Source organism: Rhodanobacter sp. OK091 (assembly GCF_900142825.1).
In the GTDB taxonomy this organism is placed as follows: Bacteria; Pseudomonadota; Gammaproteobacteria; order Xanthomonadales; family Rhodanobacteraceae; genus Rhodanobacter.
The window spans coordinates 22,642-48,664 of the sequence record NZ_FRCH01000007.1; the positions used below are offsets into that span (position 1 = coordinate 22,642).

The 26,023-nt window shown below is 61.5% G+C and carries 18 protein-coding genes; 10 read left to right on the forward strand and 8 right to left on the reverse strand.

Annotation, left to right across the window (positions count from 1 at the left end; translation table 11 throughout):
• Nucleotides 1–59 precede the first annotated feature (59 nt).
• From BUA26_RS19410 to BUA26_RS19435, 6 genes are all read right to left on the reverse strand, one after another.
• On the reverse strand, nucleotides 60–2,921 hold the full coding sequence (locus tag BUA26_RS19410) for a TonB-dependent receptor domain-containing protein (RefSeq protein ID WP_255368423.1): 2,862 nt from the start codon (nucleotides 2,919–2,921) through the stop codon (nucleotides 60–62).
• 203 nt (nucleotides 2,922–3,124) lie between these two features.
• Nucleotides 3,125–4,450, reverse strand: coding sequence for an aspartyl/asparaginyl beta-hydroxylase domain-containing protein (locus BUA26_RS19415; protein WP_072762563.1), 1,326 nt, complete (start codon nucleotides 4,448–4,450; stop codon nucleotides 3,125–3,127).
• Between the two features lie 78 nt (nucleotides 4,451–4,528).
• Nucleotides 4,529–5,908, reverse strand: coding sequence for a leucyl aminopeptidase family protein (locus tag BUA26_RS19420; protein ID WP_072762579.1), 1,380 nt, complete (start codon nucleotides 5,906–5,908; stop codon nucleotides 4,529–4,531).
• Nucleotides 5,909–6,007: 99 nt separating this feature from the next.
• Nucleotides 6,008–6,715, reverse strand: a complete 708-nt coding sequence (locus tag BUA26_RS19425; protein WP_072762580.1) for an HAD family hydrolase — start codon at nucleotides 6,713–6,715, stop codon at nucleotides 6,008–6,010.
• A 26-nt stretch (nucleotides 6,716–6,741) separates the two neighbouring features.
• Nucleotides 6,742–8,088, reverse strand: coding sequence for a LysM peptidoglycan-binding domain-containing protein (locus tag BUA26_RS19430; protein ID WP_072762564.1), 1,347 nt, complete (start codon nucleotides 8,086–8,088; stop codon nucleotides 6,742–6,744).
• A 389-nt stretch (nucleotides 8,089–8,477) separates the two neighbouring features.
• Nucleotides 8,478–9,875 carry a Do family serine endopeptidase gene (locus BUA26_RS19435; RefSeq protein WP_072762565.1) on the reverse strand — a complete coding sequence of 466 codons (1,398 nt, stop codon included), beginning with the start codon at nucleotides 9,873–9,875 and terminating at the stop codon, nucleotides 8,478–8,480.
• Between the two features lie 379 nt (nucleotides 9,876–10,254).
• Here BUA26_RS19435 and BUA26_RS19440 point away from each other — a divergent pair, with 379 nt between their 5' ends.
• The 7 genes from BUA26_RS19440 to BUA26_RS19465 all read left to right on the forward strand — a co-directional run bounded on the left by BUA26_RS19440 (nucleotide 10,255) and on the right by BUA26_RS19465 (nucleotide 18,916).
• Nucleotides 10,255–12,417 (forward strand): adenosylcobalamin-dependent ribonucleoside-diphosphate reductase, encoded by a 2,163-nt coding sequence (locus BUA26_RS19440; RefSeq protein WP_072762566.1) that lies wholly within the window; start codon nucleotides 10,255–10,257, stop codon nucleotides 12,415–12,417.
• Between the two features lie 91 nt (nucleotides 12,418–12,508).
• Nucleotides 12,509–13,198, forward strand: a complete 690-nt coding sequence (locus tag BUA26_RS19445) for a hypothetical protein (RefSeq protein WP_072762567.1) — start codon at nucleotides 12,509–12,511, stop codon at nucleotides 13,196–13,198.
• A gap of 98 nt (nucleotides 13,199–13,296) precedes the next feature.
• The gene (locus tag BUA26_RS19450) at nucleotides 13,297–14,061 is read left to right on the forward strand and encodes a TSCPD domain-containing protein (protein ID WP_072762568.1); all 765 of its coding nucleotides are present in this window, start codon (nucleotides 13,297–13,299) and stop codon (nucleotides 14,059–14,061) included.
• A 314-nt stretch (nucleotides 14,062–14,375) separates the two neighbouring features.
• Nucleotides 14,376–15,293 (forward strand): S-4TM family putative pore-forming effector, encoded by a 918-nt coding sequence (locus tag BUA26_RS19455; RefSeq protein WP_072762569.1) that lies wholly within the window; start codon nucleotides 14,376–14,378, stop codon nucleotides 15,291–15,293.
• Nucleotides 15,290–16,702 (forward strand): SMODS domain-containing nucleotidyltransferase, encoded by a 1,413-nt coding sequence (locus BUA26_RS19460; protein WP_072762570.1) that lies wholly within the window; start codon nucleotides 15,290–15,292, stop codon nucleotides 16,700–16,702. Before BUA26_RS19455 ends, BUA26_RS19460 begins: the two co-directional genes overlap by 4 nt.
• A 100-nt stretch (nucleotides 16,703–16,802) precedes the next feature.
• Entirely contained in the window at nucleotides 16,803–17,537 is a 735-nt protein-coding gene (locus BUA26_RS20335) for a hypothetical protein (protein ID WP_143154349.1), read from the forward strand.
• Between the two features lie 734 nt (nucleotides 17,538–18,271).
• Nucleotides 18,272–18,916 carry an XAC0095 family protein gene (locus BUA26_RS19465; protein ID WP_255368427.1) on the forward strand — a complete coding sequence of 215 codons (645 nt, stop codon included), beginning with the start codon at nucleotides 18,272–18,274 and terminating at the stop codon, nucleotides 18,914–18,916.
• Between the two features lie 148 nt (nucleotides 18,917–19,064).
• Here the strand turns inward: BUA26_RS19465 and BUA26_RS20345 are convergent, their stop codons facing one another.
• The gene (locus tag BUA26_RS20345; protein WP_143154350.1) at nucleotides 19,065–20,363 is read right to left on the reverse strand and encodes a glycoside hydrolase; all 1,299 of its coding nucleotides are present in this window, start codon (nucleotides 20,361–20,363) and stop codon (nucleotides 19,065–19,067) included.
• A gap of 764 nt (nucleotides 20,364–21,127) precedes the next feature.
• Between BUA26_RS20345 and BUA26_RS19480 the strand changes: the two genes are divergently transcribed.
• Nucleotides 21,128–22,666 carry an FAD-dependent oxidoreductase gene (locus BUA26_RS19480; RefSeq protein WP_255368428.1) on the forward strand — a complete coding sequence of 513 codons (1,539 nt, stop codon included), beginning with the start codon at nucleotides 21,128–21,130 and terminating at the stop codon, nucleotides 22,664–22,666.
• A 67-nt stretch (nucleotides 22,667–22,733) separates the two neighbouring features.
• Here BUA26_RS19480 and BUA26_RS19485 read toward each other — a convergent pair whose 3' ends face one another.
• Nucleotides 22,734–23,480 carry a DUF3667 domain-containing protein gene (locus BUA26_RS19485; protein WP_083573114.1) on the reverse strand — a complete coding sequence of 249 codons (747 nt, stop codon included), beginning with the start codon at nucleotides 23,478–23,480 and terminating at the stop codon, nucleotides 22,734–22,736.
• Nucleotides 23,481–23,986: 506 nt separating this feature from the next.
• On the opposite strand from BUA26_RS19485, the gene BUA26_RS19490 reads away from it, so the two are divergent.
• On the forward strand, nucleotides 23,987–24,376 hold the full coding sequence (locus BUA26_RS19490) for a hypothetical protein (RefSeq protein WP_072762576.1): 390 nt from the start codon (nucleotides 23,987–23,989) through the stop codon (nucleotides 24,374–24,376).
• A gap of 20 nt (nucleotides 24,377–24,396) precedes the next feature.
• Entirely contained in the window at nucleotides 24,397–25,164 is a 768-nt protein-coding gene (locus tag BUA26_RS19495) for a hypothetical protein (RefSeq protein WP_143154351.1), read from the forward strand.
• The last annotated feature ends 859 nt before the right edge of the window (nucleotides 25,165–26,023 follow it).

Sequence of the window (26,023 nt, forward strand, 5' to 3'; positions counted from 1 at the left end):
CTAGCAGCGGGATGGCCGCGGCGGTTTCTCCGCGGCCATCCGCTTGCTCTCCAATCAGATCAGAACTTCACCGTGGCGCGAGCCCAGTAGTAGCGGCCCATGACGTCATAGGTGGCCGTATCCACGTTGTAGTTTGAACCAGTCTCGTAACTCAGCGGCGGTGTCTTGTCGCTGAGGTTGTCGATACCCACATCGAAACGGGTGTTGATCTTTTTGAACTCGTAACCTGCCTGGATCGAGTGATACAGCACGGACGCCATGGGCGAGCTGGCGCCGGTATCGAGGTTGGCATTCAGGTTGGTCAGACGATGGACGTAGCGCGACTGCCACTGCGCGCTCCAGTTGCCCAGTGCCCAATTCAACGTCACCGTGCCGCGCCAGCGGGAGATATTGCCGAACTGCTGGCTGTAGGTGCCCGCGTAGTTGGTGGTCCGCGCACCCGGCTGCCCAGGGGTGGAGTCGTTGTTGTATGTCGAGATATAGGTGGTGTTGAGACCAGCCTTGAAGTTGCCTGGGTCCACGCTGCCCAAGTTGAAGTGCGGAACCGCGTAGTTCAGCGTGAAGTCGACGCCGGTGGTGCTCAGGTTGCCCAAGTTGACCACGGGCGTGTTGATGTAATTGACCGCGCCGGCCAGCTTGCTGGTGTTGTCATAGCGGTTGATGTACGAGCAGTACGGGCTGTTGTTGTTGGCGAAGCACGAATTGGCCACCGTCTGGGCGGTGACCGGTGTCAGCATGTCGGTCAGGTAGATATGCCAGAAGTCGAGGCTGCTCGACAGACCATTGAGCCAGCTCGGCGAATACACGAAGCCGATGTCGATCGATTTGCCCTGCTCGGGCTTCAGTTTGCTGCCCACGGCGGCCGCACCCGAGTAGTAGCCAGTAACCTGGCCGATCGGATTGCCGCTCCAGTTCGGCGGCACAAACTGACAGGCGGCAGCATGCTGGGCCAATTGTGCGCTGGTCAATCCGACGCACGGGTCCGTGAGGTTGGGGCCGGCGATCGTGCGACCGTCGTATAGCTCGTCCATGTTGGGTGCCCGGAACACCTGGGATACGGTGCCTCGCACCAGCAGGTCGGCGATGGGGCGATATTCGATGGCGAACTTGCCGTTGGTGGTGCTGCCCGAGCTGTCGTAGTCCGAATAACGTACGCCCAGGTCGATATTGAGCGAGTAGGCCCAAGGCTGTCCGGTCAGTAGCGGGATCAGCGATTCGGCATAAAGCTCCTTCACCGTGTCGCTGCCGCCTCCCGGCGAGCCGCAGGCTTCCTGCAACACGGTACAGGTGCCGGTCGCCGGATCGAGGACCGCATCACTGGTCACGTTGTAGTTCATCGAGGTCTTGCGGTACAGCACGCCCGCCGACATCTGCATCGCACCGGCCGGCAGATCCCACAGTTCGCCCGACGCGTTGGCCTGCGCCTGCTTCATGGTGTTCGTCATGGTATAGACCGGGGCGTCCACACCCTTCCTCAGCAGCGCGGTGACGGTCGGGTCGGCCTGGTCGAAGATATTCGCGCCACCATCGATGGCCGCCTGGAAGGCCGGTATGTTCACTTCGTTGAAGTTGGTCTGGACGCGGTGGGAATGGCCGTAGTCGAAGCTGGCGTCCCAGATCCAGGTGGTGTTTGCCCCGAAGTTGCCGCGCAGGCCGGTGTTCAACTGCTCGTTAGTGGTGGTGAAGGTGTGCAGGCGCGTGCCAAGGCCCGTGAGTCGGGTGTTGAAGGCGTAGCCACTGGTGGCCGGGTTGCCGAGAGCGCCGCTGCTGAAGGTGACGCCGAACGGATTGTTCGGATTGCTCGCCAGCACGTGCCAACCATCACCGACGCCCGTCGGTGCGGGGGCATCCTGGCCGGCGGAATTGGTGTGGTTGTAGAACGCGTCGGCGAAGAACGTCACATAGTCGTTGAACTTGTAGTTGCCGATGACAAAGACGTTGGTGCGTTCCTGCTGGGTCTGGATGTAGTTGAAGGCGTTGTAGTTATAAACGTCGTTCGCGCTGCTGAAGCAGCGGTAGTCGCCCAGGCTGCTGCCGGTGCCGCTGGCGCGGGTGACATAGGTGTTGCCCTGCGAATTGATCGAGCAGCCCGCCGGAGCCAGGTTCTGTGGCACCAGGAGGCGGCCCGTAGGGATGGTATGGGAGCCCGATGGCTGCGGGCCGCCGGCGTACAGGTACAGCTGCTGCGCGGAGAAGCTCCGACGGGGCGCCAACACCGGGTTGTACTTGTTGTAGTCGATGCCTGCGACGATGTTGCCCTGGTCGCCACTGGCGCCCACGGTGAACTGCCCGCCGTGGCGCTGGCCGTCGCCGTGACTGGAAATGCCATCGTTGACGCTCAGCTCGGCGCCTTTGAAGTCCTTGCGCAGGATGAAGTTGACCACGCCGCCGATAGCGTCCGAGCCGTACACCGTGGAAGCGCCTTCGGCCAAGACGTCCACGCGTTCGATCATGTTCTGCGGAATCATGTTCAGGTCGGCGTTGGCAAGACGCTGGCCATCGACCATCACCAAGGTGCGGTTAGTGCCCAGGCCGCGCAACGAGACGCGCGCTGCGCCATCGCCACCTTCGAGTGTGGGACTGGCGCCGCCGCCACCGTTGCTGTTGTTTTGGGTATTGGTCGCATTGCCGGAGATACTGGGCAGCGCCTGCAACACATTGCCGAGGGTCGGACTGCCGTTGTTGGTGATCGCGGCGCGATCCAGTGTGACGACTGGGCTGGATGTTTCGGCGTCGATGCGCCGGATCAACGAGCCGGTCACGACCACCGCCTGCAAGGTCTTGGCCTTGTTCTTGGACGGCGGCGTGGTCTGATCTGCCGAGGACGTATCTGCCTGCGGTACCTGCGCCTGGGCGACACCCGCTGCCGTGAAAATTCCTGCAGTCAATGCCAGGCGCACCGCCAGTGACAAGTGATTCATGCCATGTTTCATTTGGTCTCCCCAGTGGATGTAGGTGTTCGTTCCCGGTCTTCGAGTGCGTCGAGTCCCCTCCGGGGTACATTGGCCAGGCCACGATGATTGCCTGCGGCATCCAGCCGCCAAAAGACTACTCCCAGAAGCGGTCACGCGCACAGCCGCCTCGGAGTCGGGAGGTCGTCATACCGTTGATGCACCCACGGGGGTCAGGGTTGCAAGGGAGTCTCGCCGGACCGGTTGAAGTCGCCGATGGCGGCGACCAGGTCGGCCACTGCCGCCTGCTCCACTTCGCTGAGATCGGGATTCCAGCTGTCCATGATCAATACCACGCGGGTCTGGTCGCTGTTGTTCCACGCCTCGTGCTCGAACGTATCGTCGAAGGTGACGCAGCGGCCTTCCTCCCACACATGGGTTTCGCCACCGACGCGCAACGCACAATCCGGCGGCACGATAAGCGGGAGATGCGTGACCAGGCGAGTATTGGTGACGCCACGGTGCGGCAGGATATGCGTACCCGGACGCAGTACCGAGAAAAGCGTTTCCGGGGCGTGGTCGCGAACCCGAATCAGCGGCATGGAGTCCAGCAGCCCGATGGTGCGGGGGCAACGCGCACAGTTCGCGTCATGGCGTATGCCGTGGCGATAAAAGAAGAAGGCATCCCATGCCGCCTCTTGCGTACTGGACGAAGCCAGCAGATGCGCCGACACCGCCTCGGCCGAAGGGGTGCCAAGAAACGGCACGAAGTCATCCGGCGTGTCCGACAGCACCGCGCGCAGTTCCTCGCGTATCGCATCGACGGCAGCCTCGATCCGCGCATGCGCCGGAAAGCGCTCACGCGGGTAGAAGATCTGGCTGGGGATGCCCGGAAAATACAAGAATTTGGGACGCTGTCGCGGATCCGGGAACGGTGCGGGTTGTTCCTGGAGATAGATGGACAGGCACTGGTCGACGCGCGCCAGTTCCGATCGTCCGTAGCGTTGCCGCAGCGGCTCGATGATCGCATCGAACAGCTCGCGCCGAGCGACAGCAACGTATTGCATGGCGTGTTTTACCGCGTCGCGCACGTCTGGCGCGGTGGTGGCGTCGCTGAGCCAGCGTCCGTGCGCTTGCGCCGCATTGATCGCACCCAGATAAGCCGTCATCGCGTCGTGCCGGCGCCCCTGCTGCTCGAACACGACGCCCAGGCGCAGCCGCGCCACGAACATGCCGGGCCCGAGCTGCAGACCTTGGCGCAAGCTGTCCGCCGCGGCTTGCAGATCCCCGGCCAGCATCTGCGCCGAACCCAGCTGGTGCAGGATGGCCGCGTCCTGGGGCTGCGTGCGTAGCGCCGCCAGCAGCAACTCGATCGCGCGAGCCGCATTTCCCCGATTGAGCTGGAGGCTAGCCAGAAACTGCAGCGCTTCCGCGTCATCGGGCTGGATGTCGAGCAGGCGCAGGAACGCCTGCTCGGCAAGCGCCGCGTCGCCACGCTGCAATCCGGCATGCGCCTGCGCGCGGCAAGTCGCGGGAGTGACGTTCGGCGGGTTGTCCATCGGTAGATTCGCTATGGGACGTACCTGCGCAGTATAGGAACGCGATCGGGCGATGAGGCAACCCCGGCCCGTCGTGCGTCAGCGCGTGTAGCGGTTTTGCAGAAACGCAAATACGGCGCGCAGACCCATCGCTTCGCCGCCGCGCGGCCGGCCTGGGCGATCGGCGTCGTTCCAGGCGTAGGTGTCCAGATGCATCCATGGCATGCCGTCGGGCACGAAGCGTTCCAGATACAGCGCCGCGGTGATCGCCCCGGCGTGGCGCGACGCGCCGGCATTGGCGAAGTCGGCCAGATACGAATCGAGCATTCGCCGGTACGGCCGCCACAACGGCAGCTGCCACAGCGGATCGTTGACCGTGCGGCCGGCGGCCAGCAAGGCGGCGGCGATGCCGTCGTCGTTGGCGAACAGCGCCGGCAGATCCGGTCCCAGCGCCACTCGTGCGGCGCCGGTGAGGGTGGCGAAATCGACCATCAGTTCGGGCTGCTGTTCGGCGCCGTAGGCCAGCGCGTCGCACAGCACCAGCCGTCCCTCGGCATCGGTGTTGTCGATCTCGACGGTGTGGCCGGCGCGGGTGGTGATCACTTCGCCCGGGCGCATCGCATTGCCGGCTACGGAATTCTCCACCGCCGGAACCAGCAAGGTCAGCCGCACCGGCAGCTTCGCCTGCATGATCAGCCCGGCCAGCGCGATCGCATGCGCGGCGCCGCCCATGTCCTTCTTCATCCAGCGCATGCCGTCGGACGATTTCAGGTCGAGCCCGCCGGTGTCGAAACACACGCCCTTGCCGATCACCACCAGCTTGGGATCGTCCGCCTTGCCCCAGCTCAGCTCGATCAGCCGCGGTGCGCGATGGCTGGCGCGGCCGACCGCGTGGATGGTCGGAAAATTGGCCTTGAGCAAGTCGTCGCCGACCCACTCGCGCACCTTCGCCTTGTGCGTCTTGCCGAGCTGCTTGATCGCATCGGCCAGGTGCCGCGGGCCCATCTCCTCGGTCGGCGTGTTGACCAGGTCGCGCACCTGCGCGGTCGCCTCCACCAGCGGCGCCAGCTGCTGCAGCTCGGCAGCGGTCACGGCGAGCCGGGCCGGTGCGCGCTTGGGCTGGCGATAGCGGTTGAACTGATACGCACCCAGCGCCCAGCCCAGCGCCGCCAGCGCCGGATCGGTCAGCACGCTTTCGGCGGCGAGGTGATAGTTCGCCTCGGGCAGGCTGCACGGCAGCGCAGCCAGGGCGGACAACGGATCGCGCGGATCGACGCCGGCCAGCACGCGCACCAGCTTGCCGGCGGGATCGGACAGCAGCGCGAAGCTGCCCGCCGTCGCCGCGAAGCCGCTGTCGCTCAACCAGCGCCGCTGCGCCGCACTGAGCCGCCGGCGCGTCGCCGCGTAATGCGCGGCATCGGTGGTCTCGATGGCGATGCTGTGGCGGGCGCCGGACTGGCGTTCGATCAAGGCGGACATGCGGAATCCTTCTGGCTTGTGGCGCATCGAGCGCGCCGGACTCGTGACGATCGGTCGGCAATGATGCGCGTTTTGCCCGCTGCTTGACTATGTGCCGGGTTAAATACCGGCGACCGGATGCTGCGCGTCGAGCCAGTCCGCCAGCGCGGTCATGTCGCGCAGATCCAGCTCGGGCGGTGCGCCCAGTTCGGCCGGCCACGGCTGGCCGTCGCGGTTGATCCAGGCGGTGCGCAGGCCGGCGTCGCGCGCGCCGGCGACATCCATTTCCGGATCGTCGCCGACGTGCAGGATCCGATCGGGCGCCACGCCCAGCCGCTCGGCGGCGGCCAGGAAGATCCGCGGATCGGGCTTGGCCACGCCGCTGTCGCGGGCGCAGATGTGATGGGCGAAATGCGCATGGATGCCGATGCGCCGCAGGTCGGCATTGCCGTTGGTCAGGCTCGCCAGCGGCCAGCGTGCGGTGATCCGCTGCAGCGCCGGCAGGCTGTCCGGATACAGCTCCACGCTGTTGCGCGCAGCGAAGTAGATTTCCCACAACGCCTCGATCGGCGCCGCGGCGATGCCGCAGGCGGCGAACGCATGCTGCATGGTGAGCTGGCGCTGGGAGGTGAAGTCATGCGCCAGGTCGAGCCGCTCCGCGGCGACCTGATCGCGCAACTCGCGCATGGCCGCGATCGGCCACGCGCGAGCGACCTCGGGATGGTGCTGCTGCAGCCAGGCGTCCACCGCCTGGTCGGCGCGTTGCAGTGCCGGCAGCACCGGCCACAAGGTGTCGTCCAGATCCAGCGTCAGCGCGAGTATCGGCACGGGCACGCCAGCAAGACTCGGCGGACTCAGCGGTTGCTGACGCGAAGCACCTGGCCGAGCTTGATCTGGTCGTTCTTCAGGTGGTTCCACTCGCGCAGCTGGGCCACATCGACCGTATGCCGCTTGGCGATGGCGGACAGCGTGTCGCCCTTGCTCACCTTGTAGGTCGTCGGACCGGTCTGGCTGACGCCTGCCGTCACCTTGCCGAAATCCTTGCCGTTGGCCTGGCTGACCGTGGTGGCGCTGCCGTTGGCATAAGCCACGCTGCTGACGGTGACGTTCGCCACGCTGCCGTTGACCCGGGTGAGTCGGGCGGTTTCCTTGTCCTCGGCGCGGCGATTTTCCAGCGCCATCTTCGCCGCCAGCGTATCGGGCGAGGTCGGGGCCACTGCGACGCGGGAAGCATACGTGGCGCCCGGCGCGGAGACCGGCGTGATATGGCTGGCGCGGGCGCCGACTTCGGCGAGGATGTCGCTGCGGCGCGAGCCGTCCATCGAGGCCAGCGCGCTGCCGTCCTGATACGGCAATACCGCATGCTTGCGCAGCGCGGCCTTGGCCGGATCGGTCTGCAGGAAGTCGACGAAGGACTGCGCCGCGGCGGCCTTCGGGCTGCTCGGGTTGGTCACCAGGTAGAGCGGAATGAACAACGGATAGCTGCCGTCGGCGATGTTGGCCACGGTGGCCGGCTTGCCGTTGATCGGGATCGCCTTGACCTTCGGGTTGCCGCTGATGCCGGCGAGCGTGGCGACACCGAAGCCGTTCGGGTTCAGCGAAATGCCTTCTTCCAGCTTGCGCGTGTTGACGTACAGCCGCGGCGCGGCGACCGGCTGGTTGCCGCGACCGAACAGCAGGCTGCGCAAGCTGTATTCCACGCCGTCACCGGGGCTGGCCACCGCGTACACGTCGATCGGCGCGTTGCTGCCGCCGACCTCGCTCCAGTTGTGGATCTTGCCGTAATAGATGTCGTGCACCTGCTTCAGCGTAAGCCCCCGGATCGGGTTGGACGACTGGGTGATGATCACCAGACCGTCCCACGCCACCGGAGTGAACGTGAGGTTCGCGTTCTGCGCGCTGCCGTCGCCGGGGCGCGCGCTGCCGGCCAGGTCCGCGGTACCGCTGGCCACCGCGTCGATGCCCGAGGCGGTGTTGAACGGCTGCAGTTCGATATGGCCGTGCCCGCTCTTTTCCCACGCCTGCGCCACTTCTTCGACGACGCCGTTGGCGGTCGCTACATCGCCGCGCCAGATCAGGGTGGGGCCCTTCGCGGGCGCGCTGGCCTTGGCCTTGGGGTGGGACTTGGCGAATGCCGGTGCGGTGATGAAGCAGGCCCCGATCAGGGCGACGGACAGCAAGCGGGTAATGCGAACGGACATGATGATGGGAAGCCCCGGCGTGATGTAGGTGGTTTATGTAGGCGCAAGTATGCAGCCTTGTAGGCGCACACAAGGTGAACTGGAAACGCTATTTCATCGGCCTGAATGCAGAACATCAAGCGTTTTCATGCATTTGCGTAAAGGCGTGCCTCAGGCTGTGCGCCGTGACACGGCCGGTCGGCGACCCGTGACACGGTTTCGCCGGCCTCGGCTGTGGCCTGCTTTGTGGGAGCGACTTCAGTCGCGACGGTGTGGCAGCGCGCCGTGCTGCCCGGTTTTGCACCGAGCAGTGGCAACGCCGCGTTGCTGCGGGCCGCTGCCGCGGCCATCGCGACTGAAGTCGCTCCCACAGCATTTCGGCGGCGAGTGGAAGCTTGTTCGGATGCTCCTCAATTGACCACCACGTACCGGCTGCCATCGGCATCGGCGACTACCAGCACCAGTTGGCGCACATGCACGTTGGCCAGGCCGCGCAGCATGCGCAGACTGGTGATGCGCTGGTTGCCCACGCCGATCACCAGGTCGTCAGCGCTCAGGCCGGCCCGCGCGGCGCGGCTGCCCGGTTGCACCGCGCTGATCGCCACGCCGTAGAGACCCTGGCTGCGCTGGCTCTCGCTCAAGTCGCTGAAGCGCACGCCGGCGAGGCGCGGATCGAGCTTGTCGCCGTCGACGCTGTCCAGCTTCTCCGCGCTCAGCGTGGCGCTGACCTGGCGGCTATGGCCGTCGCGCAGCACGCCCAGCTGCACCGCGCTGCCCAGCGGCAACAGGCCTTCGGCATTGCGCAGCTCCTGTTCGCTGCGCAGCGGCTTGCCGTTGAGCGTGGTCAGCACGTCGCCCGGTTGCAGGCCGGCGCGGGCGGCGGCCGAGTCGTTGCCGACGCCGGTAACCACCACGCCGTTGTCGTCCTTCAGCTTCAGCAGCTGGGCGATGCGCGGCGTGATCGTCTGCGTCTGCAAGCCCAGGCTGCCGCGCTGCACCTTGCCGTGCGCCACCAGTTGCGCCATCACCTCGGTGGTGATCGCGGTGGGTATCGCAAAGCCGATGCCGACGTTGCCGCCCGACGGCGAAAAAATCATGGTGTTGATACCGACCAGTTCGCCGCGCAGATTGACCAGCGCACCGCCGGAGTTGCCGGGGTTGATCGAAGCGTCGGTCTGGATGAAGTTCTGAAAGCCCGAGCTTCCCGAATTGGGGCTGCCGAGCCCCGAACGGCCCAGCGCGGAGACGATGCCGGCAGTCACCGTCTGGCCCAGCCCGAACGGATCGCCCACCGCGACCACATAGTCGCCCACCTGCAAGCGCGACGAATCGGCCAGCGGCACCGCCTGCAGGTTGTTGGCGGCGATCTGCACCACCGCCACATCGGTGTCCGGGTCGGTGCCGATCAGCTTGCCCTTGAGCGTGCGTCCGTCCTGCAAAGTCACACTGATATCGTCGGCGCCGCCCACCACATGGTTGTTGGTCAGCACATAGCCCTTGGCCGCATCCACGATCACGCCCGAGCCCAGGCTCTGCTCCACCCGTTCGCGCGGCGTCGCGGGCAGGCCGAAGAACTGGCGCACCATCGGGTCGTCGAAATACGCGTCGCGCACCTGCACCCGGGTCTTGGTGGAGATGTTCACCACCGCCGGGGTCACCCGCGTCAGCATCGGCGCCAGCGACGGCATCGGCTGGCCGCCGACCGTCGCGGGCAAGGTGGCGGCACGGCCGACGCCCGGCGCGATGCCGATGACGGCGGCGGCCAGCAAGCCGGTCAGCCAGGGCAGGAAGCGGGGGTGCTGCGACATGGAAGGCTCCTGTGGATCTTGGATAGCGATGAAAGGTAGCGATGAAAGCGGCGCTGGTTCGACCGGACCTCGGCGCGGCGGTTCCATCCTCTTGAAATGCTGCCGTAGGCTCTTTACTTCCAGTGTCGTGAGGGTTAACTTGCCTACCCGATAGCAACCACAACATCTTGTGTTCTAGTGCCAGCGCCGAGACAAGCTCTGGTATCGGCCATCGCACTCTTCGGGGGGAGTCGTTGTCGTCGGAAACAAGTGGCACAAGGTCTGGAGGGCAATCCTCACGACCTGTTGGCTGCAGCGGACGTAGCGTGAACAACACCGTCGTTAATCAAATAAAAAATCAACGGGGGCCGCAAGGCCACACCGAAAGGTCAGGAAGCCGATGAGCACATTGCGTGCACCAATCACCCATTCAGCCACAGGTCGTGATGCCGTCGTGGACATTCCACTACAACCCGCGTCGTACGACATTTGGGACAAGAAATATCGCCTGAAGGCGAAGTCCGGCGAGCCGGTCGATCTCACCATCGACGGCACGTATCAGCGCGTGGCGCGCGCGCTGTCCGACGTGGAAGTCAGCGACGAGCTGCGCAGCCACTGGTACGAGCGTTTCCTGTGGGCGCTGCGCCGCGGTGCGATCCCCGCCGGCCGCATCACGTCCAACGCGGGCGCGCTGGCGCATAAGCCAGCCACCTCCACCATCAACTGCACCGTCTCCGGCACCATCCGCGATTCGATGGACGACATCCTGGAGAAGGTGCACGAAGCCGGCCTCACCTTGAAGGCCGGCTGCGGCATCGGCTACGAATTCTCCACGCTGCGCCCGCGCGGCGCGTACGTGTCGGGCGCCGGCGCGTACACCAGCGGCCCGCTGTCGTTCATGGATATCTACGACAAGATGTGCTTCACCGTCTCGTCCGCCGGCGGTCGCCGCGGCGCGCAGATGGGCACGTTCGACATCAGCCATCCGGACGCCAAGGAATTCATCCGCGCCAAGCGCGAAGACGGCCGGCTGCGCCAGTTCAACCTGTCGCTGCTGATCACCGACGGCTTCATGGAAGCGGTCGAGCACGACCAGGACTGGCCGCTGGTGTTCCCGGTGCACGTCAAGGAAAAAGACGAGATCGACGTCGACGACCCGACCAAGGTGGTCTGGCGCGAATGGCCGACCCACGAGAACTACGTCGATCGCGAAGACGGCCTGGTCGCCTGCAAGATCTACAGCCACATCCGTGCGCGGCACCTGTGGGACATGATCATGGTCTCGACGTACGACTACGCCGAGCCCGGTTTCATCCTGATCGACAAGGTCAACGAGATGAACAACAACTGGTGGTGCGAGCACATCCGCGCGACCAACCCCTGCGGCGAGCAGCCGTTGCCGCCGTACGGCTCCTGCCTGCTCGGCTCGATCAACCTGACCACCTTCGTGCGCGATCCGTTCGGCCCCAAGGCGCGCTTCGACTGGGACGAGTACCGCGAAGTGGTGAAGGTATTCACCCGCATGCTCGACAACGTGGTCGAGATCAACGGCCTGCCGCTGGAGCAGCAGCGCAACGAGATCATGTCCAAGCGCCGCCACGGCATGGGCTTCCTCGGCCTCGGTTCCACCGTCACCATGCTCAAGCACCGCTACGGCAGCGAAGAAGCCGTCGCGTTCACCGAGGAAGTCTCGCGCGAGATGGCCGTGGCCGGCTGGGAAATGGCGCTGGAGCTGGCCAAGGAGAAGGGCGCCGCGCCCATCCTGCTGCGCGACTTCACCGTCACCGGCGACATGCTGCGCAAGCGCCCGGAAATGGTCGCCGACGGCTACAAGGTCGGCGACTCCATCCCCGGCCGCGTGCTGCACGCCAAGTACTCGCGCTACATGCAGCGCATCGCCAGCGTGGCGCCTAACCTGGTCGCCGAGCTGGCCGAGACCGGCGCGCGCTTCACCCACCACAGCTCGATCGCGCCCACCGGCACCATCTCGCTGTCGCTGGCCAACAACGCCAGCAACGGCATCGAGCCCAGCTTTGCGCACAGCTACTCGCGCAACGTGATCCGCGAAGGCAAGAAATCCAAGGAAAAGGTCGAGGTGCTCAGCTTCGAGCTGCTGGCCTACCGCGCTCTGATCAACGCCGACGCCAAAGTGTTCACCGACGAGGCCGCCAACAAGCTGCCCGACTACTTCGTTTCCGCCGACGACATCAGCCCGAAAGAGCATGTCGACATCCAGGCGGCCTCGCAGAAGTGGATCGATTCCTCGATCTCCAAGACCGCGAACGTGCCCACCGATTACCCTTACGAAGACTTCAAGGACATCTATTTCTACGCCTACAAACAAGGCCTGAAAGGATGCACCACGTTCCGCTTCAACCCCGCCGCATTCCAGGGCGTGCTGGTCAAGGAATCCGATCTTGAAAGCACCCTCTACCGCTTCGAGCTGGAGGACGGTAGTGTTGTCGAACTGAAAGGCAATGAGCAGGTGGAATACGACGGCGAAATGCACTCCGCCGCCAACCTCTTCGATGCCTTGAAGGAAGGGTATTACGGCAAGTTTTGAGCCTCATGCAATAAAGGCTCACGACAAGTTCTGACCATCGCACGCCGCGGCGTGCGGCAACTCAAGCGGTCCATCGGAGGGGAACATCAGCATGTCCATCGACAACGAAATTGAAATGAACAACAGCGCTGCACCGGCCGTCGACGCACCGGCCGTCGTCTTGCCTGTGCTGCCCGACGTACCCGCGGTCGCGCCGGCCGCGCCGGCGGCTGCGCCCGTGGCGAAGAAGCCCGTAGCGAAGAAGGCTGCCGCCAAGAAGGCGGCGCCGAAGAAGGCCGCCGCAAAGAAAGCCGCGCCGAAGAAGGCAGCGGCCAAGAAAGCTGCGCCGAAAAAGGCCGCTGCCAAAAAGGCCGCGCCCAAGAAAAAGGCAGCGGCCAAGAAAGCCGTGAAGAAGGCCGCCGCCAAGAAGGTGGCCAAGAAGGCACCGGCCAAGAAGGCGGCACCGAAGAAAGCAGCCGCCAAGAAAGCCGTGAAAAAGGCGGTCAAGAAAGTCGCCAAGAAGGCCTCCGCCGCCAAGAAAGCGGTGAAGAAGGTCGCCAAGAAAGTCGCCAAGGTGGTGAAGAAGAAAGCCGCCAAGGTCGCAAAGAAGGTCAGCAGCAAAAAGTCGGCCAGCAAGAAGGCCGCACCCAAGAAGGCGGCAGCGAAGAAGTCCGCCAGCAAGAAAGCCGTCGCCAAGACGGCAAAGAGGTCCACTGCCAGCAAGAAGGCGAGCGTCAAGTCGGCCAAGCCAGCCATGAAAAAAGCTGCCGCCGGCAAGAAGGCCGCTGCAAAACGGAAGTAAGCGACACCGCATGCGGCCCGGCCGTGCGCCGGGCCGCATGTTTTTCGCATCACGCCGCGTCCACTCCGGCATCAACACTTTAAAAAGAAGCGAACACCATGGCGATCAAGATCGACAAGAAGATCACTGGCTACAACGTGGTCAAACCCGAAGACAAGGTTGCCGCCAACCCGGTCACCGCCGCCGCCGCGCCGAAAGAGCCGCGCCAGGCCGAAGTGATCCAGATGCACGAAAGCGTGGAGCGCCCCGAGACCCTGGTCGGCTCCACCTTCAAGGTCAAGTCGCCGCTGTTCGAGCACGCGTTGTACGTCACCATCAACGACATCGTGCTCAACGCCGGCACCCCGCACGAACAGCGCCGCCCGTTCGAGGTCTTCATCAACTCGAAAAACATGGATCACTTCCAGTGGATCGTGGCGCTCACCCGCATCCTGTCCGCCGTGTTCCGCAAAGGCGGCGACGTCACCTTCATCGTGGAAGAGCTGAAAGCCGTGTTCGACCCCCGCGGCGGCTACTTCAAGTCCGGCGGCGTCTACATGCCCAGCATCGTCGCCGAGATCGGCGCGGTGATCGAGCAGCACATGAAGAACATCGGCATGATCCACGACCCGGAAATGGACGAGGCCACCCGCAAGCTGATCGCCGAGAAGCGCGCCGCGTACGAGCAGGCTGGCGCAAAAAAAAAGGCTGACGTAACCGCGGCCCCTGTGGGAGCGGCTTCAGCCGCGAAAACGTCCGGCGACACCGAATCTTCCGGCTTCCCGCCCGGTGCCACGTTGTGCGTGAAGTGCAATACGCAGGCGTTGGTGCTGATGGATGGGTGTCAGACGTGTTTGAATTGTGGGTATTCGAAGTGCGGGTGAGGTGCATCTGACTCGAAATCAGGCGTACGTGTAAGCGTACCTGGGTTCAAATTCCACTCTCTCCGCCAGATTGCAAAAGGCCCTGACTTTTTTCAGGGCTTTTTTGTGCCTGAGGGAAACGGTGCGTGGACATCCGTGTGGACACTTCGCATGCGGCTAATAGGCATGAGCCGCATCATGTAGTGGTCGCCAATCTCGAATCAGTAGAAGTGGCGATATCTTGAAATGTGTGATGGCCGCCACAAATCTATAACGAAATCGGCCGTGGGAGAGGCGCCGACTATCCAAGACAACCAAGGTTGGGAGTAGGGGATTTGAACGCTATCGTTTCGTTGCAGAACAGTGCGGAAGCGCTGACGCTCCTCCGCGCACGTCGCCGCACGCTTGACCGCGTAAAGCGCGCGCAAAGGGCCTACTTCATCGCGGCCCTAATTTTGCCCGTGGCATCCGTCGTCGCTGCCGCTTGGTGGCAAGGAGGCAAGCCCTGGGTAAGCTTCGTAGCCCTCCTCGTCGCCATGTTGGACTTTTATTGCCTGGACCGCTGGCAAAAAGAGCAAATTAAACTCTCGGCTCGCTTGCAGGAGCAGTTCGATTGCCTCGTCCTGGACGTTCCCTGGAACAGTTTCACAGCAACAAAGAAAGTTATCCCAGAAGATGTCTTTGAATTGGGAGGGGACAAGCTATCTGCGAGCGTGGAGAAGACGTTTCCCAATTGGTATCCAGCGAGCGTCCAAGGACTTCCGCTTCACCTGGCTCGATTGGCATGCCAACGTACCAACCTTTGGTATGACGCCGCGCTGCGAAATCACTATGCCCGCTGTATTCTTTGGTTTGAGCTGGTAATTGTTGCAGCGCTCTTAGCATCGGGCTTTATTCTGGGCACATCATTTGCCGATTTCGTTTTGACGAAGCTCGTGCCCTTCGTTCCGCTCGTCATGTGGCTGGAGCGGGAGCGTCGCCGCCATAAAGACACGGAAATCACGCTATCCAGGCTGTTAGACGAAATAGAGGCGTCCATCGACAAATTTATTGATGCTTCGTCACACGATGATGCTCAAGGGCGGTCGCGGCAGCTGCAAGACGCCATTTTTTTGCACCGAGCAACTAGCCCATTGGTCAGCAATATTCTCTATAAGCTCAAGCGAAGCCGTATGGAACCGAAGATGCATGTTGGAGTCGAGGAGTTCATTAAGCGCCTTGCTGTCTCCGTGAACGGGAGGGGCGCCCTGTGAAGCATGTGAACAGTTTTGACGATTTCCTGAAGGACGTCGTCAATATCAACAGCACTCGCTTACAGAACCTCGATGATTCATTTGAGGCCATCAAAAAATTCATCCGGAACTCCACCTATACACCAAAGGTGTCTTCCTATTTTCGACACGGATCTTGGGCCCATCAAACCATCATTCGGCCAGTCGAGGGCAATCCTTTCGATGCAGATATCATCGTCTTCGTGCAGCCGGTTGAGGGTTGGGAAGCGTGCGACTACGTTGACGAACTGATGAAGGTGTTCGAAGGAAGCGGCACCTATAAAGACAAAGTAAGGCGTTTCTCGCACTGCGCCACCATTGAATATGTAAATGACCGAAAGATGGACATCGCGCCTTGCGTGCTGGGACGCACATACGAAGGCTCGGTTGAGGTGTGTAACCGTGTCACGAACAGTTTCGAGGCATCCGCGCCAGAGGACTACACAAAGTGGATAAAGGACAGGAATTCTGATGGCGGAAACAACTATCTGCGGAAGGTAACCCGGTTACTGAAATATCTACGTGACATCAAAACCACCTTTACTTGCCCTTCGTTCTTGCTCACGACTTTGCTTGGACTTCAAATCTATCCGGGTGACAAGGACAATGATGGCTTCAAGGATTTGCCTTCGGCGCTGAAGACGGTCCTTGGTCGGCTGGATACGTGGCTACAGACTAAGCCGTTTCGACCAAGTGTGTTTAACCCGGTATTGGCCTCTGAGGATCAGGCATCAGGATGGACCGATGTCCAATATCAGAACTTCCGGACGCAGATCCACCGTTACCGAGGCTGGGTTGACGAGGCTTACGAGGAGGCCGACCAAGCAAAGAGCCTTGAGAAGTGGCGCAAAGTCTTTGGTGATGACTTTGGCAAGGCAAAGCTCACTAAGGTCGAAGCGAATGCCAACTCGGAACGCGGAATCCTTGCCACCACGGACGACGTGGATGTCATTCGTGAACACGGTTTAGCCGCGCTTAGCCCCGAGGTTGCAGCGCCATGTTGGCGAAAAACTCCAGCTTGGGATGCCACGAATCTTCAGATGAACATTGGGGTTCAGGCATGGATTGCGCCGTTCAAGGACGGGCGACTCATGAAGCGGATTGCCAATGGCGAGGCCCTGGAGAGCGACCAATACATCCGATTTACTGCACATCTCTTGGGTAGTGCGAGCGCGGATGCCTATCGGACGGAATGGCGAGTGACGAACACAGGGCCTGTGGCAGCCCGCCGGAACTCCCTTCGGGGAGGATTTGAATTGTCAAAACCTGACCATACGCGTTGGGAGCAACTAAGCTACCGCGGCGTGCATATGGTTGAGGCATTCCTAATCAGAAAAGTGGACCAAGTGCAGGTAGGAATGAGCAACCCTTTCTATGTGGTGATTGAATAAAGGAAACAGAGGTCAGAGTGCGAAATAGGGGTCAGAGTGCACTTTAGAAAGTCGACTCCGCCCCCTGTTTCGAAGCGTTTAATTCTAGGGGGAGAGTTCAATGCGTTTTATGATCACCGCATCACTGGCGGTCGCGTTGCTTGCTGGCTGCGCTTCGACTCCGTCACAACGCCCGGCCACATCGCCTGTCAGTGTTGTTTTGTCTCCCGGCGTAACCGCCCTCATACCCGTCCCGGTAGGACTGACCCCAGTTACGATCGACGAATCACCAAAGCTCGCCGCTGGTCTTCGTGCTCTTCAAGGGGACCGAGCGACACTGCTCACTGGATTCGCTGAACATACCTTCATCCTCGCAGTGAACAGCGGGCAGGCGAGTCAGAGTTTTAGGTTTGCCACAGTGGTTCAACCCAATGACCCAAGACTGTATGACGTACCACTCAACCTATTTCAGAGGGCGATCACGGCGTTTAAGACAAAAGATGCCCAATTGATTGCTCAAATGGCTACGTCGGCAAATGAATACGATGCGAAACATCCAGATGTGCTGAAGCAGGGTGGTATCTCGATCTCAACACGTGTGGCAGCAAACGGGTATCCGGTTGTATCAATTGACATTCCGCATGCGTACGGAAGCGTAATAGTTGGCGCCACAACGACCAACGCCTCAACCATCCCAATGGTGATTGGCATGACGCATCTGCTCGTAAAAGGGCACATGATTGCTGAGGGGACATACATGAGCGGCAATACGCCGAGTACCGTCGATGCAGTCAGGAAGATGGCCGCAGACTTTGCCATCGCGACTTTACAGGTCAATGGAGAACCGACGAACTAACGGTACCTCGTATGACACGAAACCCGGGCCATCTCACTCTGACCCCTGTTTCGTTGTCGTTCCTCGCGCGGGGGAGCCTATCCCGTGAGCTGCGTTTTCGTTGAAGCAAGAGCTTTCGTGCGCCTTCGGCGCGCGAGTGACTTTCTCTTGAATGGCCAAGAGAAAGTCACCAAAGAGAAGGCCACCCTCCTCGGCGCTTGCCGGGCTGCGCCCGGCAAGTCCGTGAGCCGCGGCCGGGCTTTTCGACAGCACATCCATGTGCTGTCGAAAAGGAGTCGACATCGTGTCGACTCCCCTGCCGGCCTGTCGTCCACGACTCACCGCCTCACAAGGGGGTTGAAGATCAAAGGCAACAGCAACAGCAGCGGCAATCAAAAACGGGCTGAGGTTTTCCACCCTGTCATGGACGACAGCGATAGCGACAAAACCTGTCTTGACACCCCTCCACTGCAGTAGCAGACTCGTTTGCAAGGAGCGTAGAAACTCCTCTACAAGCGGTCCCCACCTCCGTCAAACCGGTGGGTTTTTTGTGCCCATGTTGCTGCGGGCACGAGACCGACGCGATGCCTGCGTCGGGAGGGCGGCTAATACAACACCCGCAAGGGGAATACGCCCGCCGGCTTGTAGCGGTTTCTAACCTCCCGACTTCCCGTCCGTCGTCACGCCGTGGACGGGCACTTCGATGGAATGAGGAGGCGACCATGTCTAAGTTCGATTCGGACGATCTGGAAACGATGGGCTATTTCCTGCCGGAGGACAGCCAGCTCCGGCTGAAGAAGCTGCGCGAGTATGTGGAGTTCCTGGCCAACCTCGCGCGACCGCGCACGTCGGTCGAGGAAAAGGAGTGCTATGCGGAGATTCGCCCGGGCGAAGTGGCGGTCTGCCTGGAACTGCTGGAGGAGCAGATCGCTCAGGTGCTGAATGAACTCTCCTGGCCGGCCGAGCATGGCGAAAGGGCGGCAGCAGGCGAGGCCGATGCGCACGCGGACGCGGACGATTACACGGATGTCGCGGAACCGGATGTCGCCGAGCCGGTGATGGCTGAAGCCGACAACCGCTTCCTCTTCGGCGTCACCCTGGATCAGGTCGACGAGATCAACCTGCTGCTGAGCAGCCTCAGGGCCCTTGGCAATGTGGTGACCTGCAGCGATCACGCCGAGTTATCCGACGTCACGCTGTCGATCATGGGCGACGCCATCGTCCGCGACGCGGAGAAGCTGCGCGACATCATCCGCGACGTGAATGCGCAGGATCTGGAGCCACCGCATGGCACGAATCCCGGCGTGCGTGAAGAGTGGGCCACCTACCTCGCGCTACCCGCGCATTCGCTCATGGGCAGCACGCCGCCCATCGTGCGGCGGCTTCCGATCTATCAGTAGCGGGAGACGGAAGCAGAGCGCGCTTTCCTGAGGCAAGCGTTGTCGGTAACCGGGTCAGAGCCCCTTCTTCGCGTGTGGAACGGGTTCTGACTCAGTTTGTTTTTCATGCGGTGCCAAGATCGCGCTGATCACTCGCGGGGAATCGCAGTCATGCCCTTCTCGTTCGTGCGAGCTCGACCAGCCGCATCAAAATGAGCGCAAATAAAACCACGATGAACAATGCATACGCATACTGTCCCCTTGCCACTCCGGTTCCATAAGGAAACCATATCCCTGGAAGGCCCAGGGCGTTGAGTTCGGTCGCGAACAGACCTATGCCGACCAGGATCGCGGCGAACGCTGCCAAATAGGCGGAAGGCTTCCCTGGTCGCATCACGCCTAGCCCGATGAGCCATAGGTAGAGCGCGGCATATATCAGACGTACGCCCTCCACAACGATGTTGGCGGCCATCTTGATACCGTGGGTTGCTTCTGGCGCAAACCATGGACGGCCGATCAACGCGAAGACAAGGTAGACCACGGTAAGCACGCTGACCGCGTAACGCAGCCATGGCTTGCCCAGGCGGAACCAGTCCCGCCAGGCCATCGTCCATGCCGCCAATGCGAGCGGCTTGAGTATCACTGCGGTCGCGATGTCATAGCAGCGAAGACTTTGAACGTGCGTCCAGGAAAACGTCACTTGATTGATGCGTAACAGCGCAAGGAAAAGAAGCGCAGCGCCTAGCCATCGATAGGAGTCATCGGTGCGGGACGCCATCAGCCCCAAGACCATCATTGCAAGCAGAACAAATGCAGCTGGTTCAAACGCATCCACCACGTAACCCTTGAATGTCTCCAGCCATTGCACTTGATGCAGAAGGTCGATGCCGTTCGCATAACCGATAGTCGGCGCGATATGAATGCCACCGTTGTCCTCGCCCGCATCGACGGGATCCATCCACACGCGCAGCGCTATCAGGTAGGTTCGCGCGCCCGCCGATGATGCCGCCGGCAATGGAAATACGCTCGGTCGGACGCTGTACACCGCTGGGGCTTTTCCGGTGAACACACCCGGACCGCCAAGTAGCTTTCCATCCACATAAAGTTGGTAAGTCGAATCAACAAGGGTCGGCCCCGCCAACGCAAGCTGGGCGTCTTTGTCGCTGTCGATGGTGACTTTCAGCCGATACCATGCATAACCCGTGTATCCCGCATGACCTCGCTTGCTCCATCCAGACACATAGCCCGGTAGCCCGACATCTCCATCATGTGCACCAGGAGCAGGCGTGAGATCGACGGTATCCCACGTGCTGTCATCGAAGTTCGGCAAAGACCAACGAAGATCGTCACCGGTCTTGAATCGCCATGGGCCATTCAGGGCAACAGTCGAATGACCGAGCCTTATGGTTTCGATCTGAGCGGGCTCAGCTGATACCGGACTGCTCCCGCTTATGAAAGCGGAAAACACGCATAGAAAAGCCAAGAGTCTCGATAGGTGCACCTGTTCACTCCCCACGAATGATGTGTCAGATGTTCGGCATTTACTATGATGTCATCATGAATCGACGGAGTGACAGCACATGGTGCCGCAACCCCATATCCACTGCCCGTTGTGCAGGTGGGAGCCGAGCGGAGACAGCCTGTGGTACTGCGGCCCCCTGGAACCTGGCGCTGGCTGCCGCACCCGTTGGAACACGTTCTGGACTGCGGGCTGCTGCCCTGGCTGCGGACACTTCTGGGCCATGACGCAATGCCTGTCGTGCAAGCAGAAGTCGCCGCACGAGGCGTGGTATCACTACCCTTCAGATGAAGGCCGGGAGCAGCGGAAGGAAGAAGAACTTGAAATTTCGCGTTGAGTCGCCTCGTTGCGAAACAGAAATTGCGGTGAGAGTGCACTTTTAGAGAAAGGGCCCAGGTTCATTCACTGGCGAGCGGCCGTCGCCCTCGACTCACCATTGCACAGGGGCTCCGGGTAGAACGGCGGGCCATCGTGGCCCGCTCTTTTCAGAGAAGCTCGATCAAGAGCCAGAAGCTGCCGAGCGTCATCCCCATCGGCCGCGCTATGATCGCCCCATGTGATTTCCCCGATAGCCGTCCATTCGGTTGGCGACGAGTTGGAACGCATCGCAAAGGCGGAATTCCATGGAATCGATCGGTGACGATTTGCGAGTCATGCAGCGTACCCCGCTGGCCCCTGCGCACGTTGCCGCGTTGCGTGAGGCAGGTACGGAAGTGGTCTACGCGGCCGGCAGCTACCTCGCGCGCCCGGGACAACTGGCCGATCGTTTCGTCTATGTCGTCGATGGCGAAATCGAGGTCGTCAACGCCTACACCGATGAGCGTCATCTGCCGTCGACGCTGGGGCCGACCCAGTTCATGGGCGAGATTTCGTTCCTCAACGGCGGCACCTCCTCCATGCCGCTGCGCGCCGTGCGGGATACGACCGTGATCGAGGTGCCACGCACCACGATGCTGACGCTGATGTCGCAGATCCCCGAGATGTCGGACATCATCATCACCGTTTTCTCCGCGCGTCGTCGCCGGCAGATCGAGCAACGCGACAGTGCGCTGGTGCTGATCGGTGAGGAGCTCGACCGCGATGTCCGTTGCATCGCCGAATTCGCCACCCGCAATCGCATTCCCTACAGCTCGTTCGAGCTGGGCAGCGCCGAGGCGGACGCCGTGGCCGCCACATGTGCGCTGGCGCCCGGTCGTCCCGCGGTCATTTTTGGCCGGAACACGATCGTCGTCGATCCCACGCCGGACAGGGTCGCGCGTCTGCTCGGGCTCAACCTCGATCTGGTCGACGACGAGGATTTCGACGTGCTGATCGTCGGCGGCGGGCCGGCGGGCGTGGCGGCCGGGGTCTATGCGGGCGCCGAGGGGCTTTGCGCGCTGGTGACCGAGGACATCGCGATTGGCGGCCAGGCGGGTACGTCGAGCCGGATCGAGAACTACATGGGATTTCCCACCGGTATTTCCGGTGCCGATCTGGTGTGGCGCGGCCAAGTTCAGGCGATGAAGTTCGGCACGCGCTTCGCCATGCCGCGCCGGGTCGCGCGGCTGGAGGTGCTGGGGGACGGCAGCTTCTGCGCGACTTTCGACAACGGCAAGCGCATCCGGGCCAAGACGGTGGTGGTAGCGACCGGCGTGCAATATCGCCGTCTGCCGATCGAGCGGCTGATCGAGTTCGAGGGTGCCGGCGTCTATTACGCCGCGACCGAAATCGAGGCCCGCTATAGCAAGGGGACGGAGGCGATCATCATTGGCGGCGGCAATTCGGCCGGCCAGGCGGCGATGTTCCTCAGCCGAACAGCGAGCCGGGTACGCCTGCTGGTGCGCGGTCGATCGTTGGCGGCATCGATGTCGAGTTACCTGTCGAGCCGGCTCGAAGCGGAGCCGACGATCACCATCGAATACGGCGCCGAAGTCAGCGCGCTGCACGGCAGCGACCACCTGGAGGCGGTGACGATCCGCAACACCGCGCGCGGGAACGAAGAAACGGTGCCGACCCGGGCGCTCTTCATCATGGTCGGTGCCGCCCCCAATACCGACTGGCTGGCGGATCTGGTCGAGCTGGACGACAAGGGCTTCGTGCTCACCGGCGAGGCCGCAGGCGCAAGCTCGCCCTTCGCCGCCTCGCTGCCGGGCATCTTTGCGGTGGGCGACGTGCGCAGCGGATCGGTCAAGCGCGTGGCTTCAGCCGTCGGCGAGGGATCGGTGGTGATATCGAAGGTCTGGGAATTCGTCGATCGTGGCGGCCGCATCTGAGCGGGCGCAGAAGCAGGGGTCAGGGTGCACTTTCTGGAAAGTCGACCCTGGCCCCTGCTTCGAACACCTACGGGTGGAACAAGAAAGTGTAGAGCCGAGATGCGCCATCAAGGATAAAGTTGGACACCACGAGCGTCAGCGCGGCTGCAGTTGCACCCTTCAGCCAAGATGCAAACCTGTTGCCGGCATAGAACTCCAGGGTTGCAAGACCAACGTATGGGCACCATAGCGCAGCGGACAGGTACCCCACCGTAGTCGGCGATAACCTCTCGACATACCACAATGGCAGAATGAGCACGCAGAAAATAAGGGCCCTGAGGCAAAACGCGTAGGTTGCGAGCACAATGTGCTCCGCATAGTTCAATCGCTCGCGTCGAAACACGACTAGAAAAAAAAGGCTCAGAAGCGGGACTTGAGCTAGAACGATGAGATTCAGGTGCCGTTCTTCAAAGCTTTGCAGCGCATTAAGTCCATTCGGTGAGGTAATCGAATGGAAGCCAGTCACATTGACCAGCAATGTTGTAATGGCCGTTAGAATGACAAGTGAAGCAAAGGGGCCGAAGTGACGCCGACGCTTTCCGGCGACGAATTCTCGCGCTACATGGCCGGGACGCGTAACCAAAGCCTTTATGACGGTATAGGCGCTGCGATCGGCGTGCACCAAAGCGTGCAGCAGATCATGACCGATTTCGCGAGTCGTCAAGCGATGCGTAGCTGCCGGCTGGCCGCACATGCTGCAGAAGCGCTGCCGGAATTGAAGAGGTGCCCCACAGTCCAAGCAATGGCGCGTGCCGCCCACCGAGAAATCCGACATGTCGCCGCCCTATTCAAGTCCCATCATCGCCAACCAACGGCCGAAGATATCAGCACGAGCATGCTAACGGAATTCTTCGAACCGGGGTTTGGTGAAGTGCTGCCATTTGGCCCATCCATCGAACTACCTCGTCTTGAGCCAGGCCTAGCTGCTGCCTGCATCAACGGGCGATCATTTGGAGCACGTGCGACTTAAACGATAGCCCGGAGTCGCTAACCCGATCAGAGCCACTAACTGGAATATATGGGGTCACGGCTTCAGCGAGGCCTCCTACTACCTGTGGCGTAGCAAGTTCGGCGGGATGAGCGTGTCCGAAAAAGCCGGGTCACCTCAGAGTCCATTCCTTGTGTGTAACAGGCTCTCATGCAGATTCCGCAATCAGCACGTAAATGGGCCCAGAGCCCAGAAACTGCCTTGGGTGATTGAGCTAGCCAAAATCTGCAATCCATATAAGATGCGTCTCGCTCTTTTTTCGCTCCGTCAAAAACCATCGCAATGGATAAGCCATGAAGTCAGTACGTAATGTTTCGTTTGCCCTGAACAAGGCATGGACCAGTACCTTGTTGGGCACCGTCATCGGCATGGCCATGATCGCACCGGCGCATGCAGACGACATGTCGTCGCGCATGGTCGACCAGTACGCCGATATGTGCGCCAACCAGTCGATCAACATCCCGTCACCCTACGGCGAGGCGGATCTCAAAGGAAACCCGAAGCTGGCGACTTACTGCCATTGTTTTGCCGGAAAATTTGCGCAACGTGCGGCGGCCACTCTACAGAATATGAATAGCGGCAAGCCTGATTCGAGTTCCGTGCAGGATACCGTCAACGAAGAGCGCGAAATGCGTAACAGCTGCCGGCAGCAGGTCGGCCTGCCACTGATCAAGTCCTCCTGATGATTGCCTTGAAGATCCGTATGCGCACACTTTTTGCCGTTGCCCTGGTTGCTGCTTTGCCGCTGGCCGGATGGGCGGCAAGCCCGGCGGCGCATGCCGTCGCTGATGCCTCGTCGTCGCAAGACAGTGTCTATCTCGGTTACTACCAGGAAGACCCGGCCACCAACCACGAAGACCCGACCATGGGCTCGGTGTACTTGAATCTGCCGGCATCCGATAGCGACTTCTCGGGCACCATGTACTTCACTTACCTCGGCTGCCAGAGCCATAACCTGGGCACCATCTCAGGCACCAAAGCCGGAGCCTTGTTGAAAGGCCACTGGAACGGCAGCATCGACGGCACCCAACAAACCGGCACGTTTACCGGCACCTATTCGGCAGCGCAAAGTGCTTATGCCGGCACGTTTACCGTTGCCGGTGGCAAGCAGCGCATCGATATCCCCTCGTGCATCAGTTACTACATTGCGCCGAAGGGTAGCTTCGAATTGTTTGCCATCGGCAAGCATGTGCCCAGCAACTTCTCTGTGTCGATGAACGGCAATGCGGTCAGCTGGAACCCACCCAGTGGCGCGGTGATGACGCTGGTCTACGTGCTTGATCCAGCCATTGCCAACAGCGGCCATGGCAATGCCACCGTGTGGCAGACCTTGGTGCTGGGGCCCCAAGGCAGCGCGAACCTGAGCGATGCCGGCCTGCTGAGCGGGCATGCGTACCTGATTGCCGTCGGTGCATCGGATAGCCGCTTTCATCGGTTGAGCTTTGCCAGCAGCCGGTTCACCGCCCCCTGAGTGAACTACCTTCGTACATCATCCTGCCAACGCAGGACGATGTACGAAGCACCAGCTTTCTTTTGTCCAGGACGCAACGCGACGAAACGCACCGTAACTTGTCGCCCCGGTAACCGGGTCAGCGCTCCTTACGGAACTGCGCAGGCCACGGCCGGCAGAGTAGTGCTTCAGAAAGTGGCTCTGAGCTGGCCCGGGTTTGACGGACATATGCTCAAGAAGGCGAGACGACCGCAGCACTCGAATGTCCTACATTTATGATGTCATCTCGAACCCACGGAACGACAACGCATGGAACCGCAACCGCTCATCTACTGCCCGCTGTGCAAGTGGGAGCCCAACGGAAACAGCCTGTGGTGCTGCGCACCTTCGGAGCCGGGTGCGGGCTGCTTCACCCGTTGGAACACATTCTGGACTGCGGGCTGCTGCCCCGGCTGCGGACACTTCTGGGCCATAACGCAATGCTTGTCGTGCAAGCAGAAGTCGCCACACGAGGCTTGGTATCACTACCCGTCAGATGAAGGCCGGGAGCGGAGTAAGGAAGAAGAGCTCGAAATTTCGCGTTGAGTCGCGTCGTTGCCGAAACAGAAATTGCTGCTGCAGGTTCCCAGCTTGTTGACCAAGTCATTGCCAACACAGCTGACCAAGCTCGCCATACAACTTGACCGGCATCGCCAACCACCTGACCATCCGACTGAAGGTCGCTTGTCGACCATAACGGACGTTGGACCGCTAATCTATCCGATCGAGATAGTGCGATTTCACGAGTGAAATTAAGGGCTTGAACATATGAAGAGGACGACAGCTGCCAACTTTGCCTTGGGCTTGGCCGTTATCGGATGGGCGATGTCGTGGTTGGGGT

Excerpts from the sequence above, each read along its gene's own strand:
- BUA26_RS19420 (WP_072762579.1), bottom strand. The coding sequence starts at position 5,908 with ATGTCCGCCTTGATCGAACGCCAGTCCGGCGCCCGCCACAGCATCGCC.
- BUA26_RS19410 (WP_255368423.1), bottom strand. The coding sequence starts at position 2,921 with ATGAATCACTTGTCACTGGCGGTGCGCCTGGCATTGACTGCAGGAATT.
- BUA26_RS19415 (WP_072762563.1), bottom strand. The coding sequence starts at position 4,450 with ATGGACAACCCGCCGAACGTCACTCCCGCGACTTGCCGCGCGCAGGCG.
- BUA26_RS20335 (WP_143154349.1), top strand. The coding sequence starts at position 16,803 with ATGCGTTTTATGATCACCGCATCACTGGCGGTCGCGTTGCTTGCTGGC.
- BUA26_RS19495 (WP_143154351.1), top strand. The coding sequence starts at position 24,397 with ATGCGCACACTTTTTGCCGTTGCCCTGGTTGCTGCTTTGCCGCTGGCC.
- BUA26_RS19435 (WP_072762565.1), bottom strand. The coding sequence starts at position 9,875 with ATGTCGCAGCACCCCCGCTTCCTGCCCTGGCTGACCGGCTTGCTGGCC.
- BUA26_RS19490 (WP_072762576.1), top strand. The coding sequence starts at position 23,987 with ATGAAGTCAGTACGTAATGTTTCGTTTGCCCTGAACAAGGCATGGACC.
- BUA26_RS19485 (WP_083573114.1), bottom strand. The coding sequence starts at position 23,480 with ATGTCGGATTTCTCGGTGGGCGGCACGCGCCATTGCTTGGACTGTGGG.
- BUA26_RS19465 (WP_255368427.1), top strand. The coding sequence starts at position 18,272 with ATGGGCTATTTCCTGCCGGAGGACAGCCAGCTCCGGCTGAAGAAGCTG.
- BUA26_RS19445 (WP_072762567.1), top strand. The coding sequence starts at position 12,509 with ATGTCCATCGACAACGAAATTGAAATGAACAACAGCGCTGCACCGGCC.
- BUA26_RS19440 (WP_072762566.1), top strand. The coding sequence starts at position 10,255 with ATGAGCACATTGCGTGCACCAATCACCCATTCAGCCACAGGTCGTGAT.
- BUA26_RS19450 (WP_072762568.1), top strand. The coding sequence starts at position 13,297 with ATGGCGATCAAGATCGACAAGAAGATCACTGGCTACAACGTGGTCAAA.
- BUA26_RS19430 (WP_072762564.1), bottom strand. The coding sequence starts at position 8,088 with ATGTCCGTTCGCATTACCCGCTTGCTGTCCGTCGCCCTGATCGGGGCC.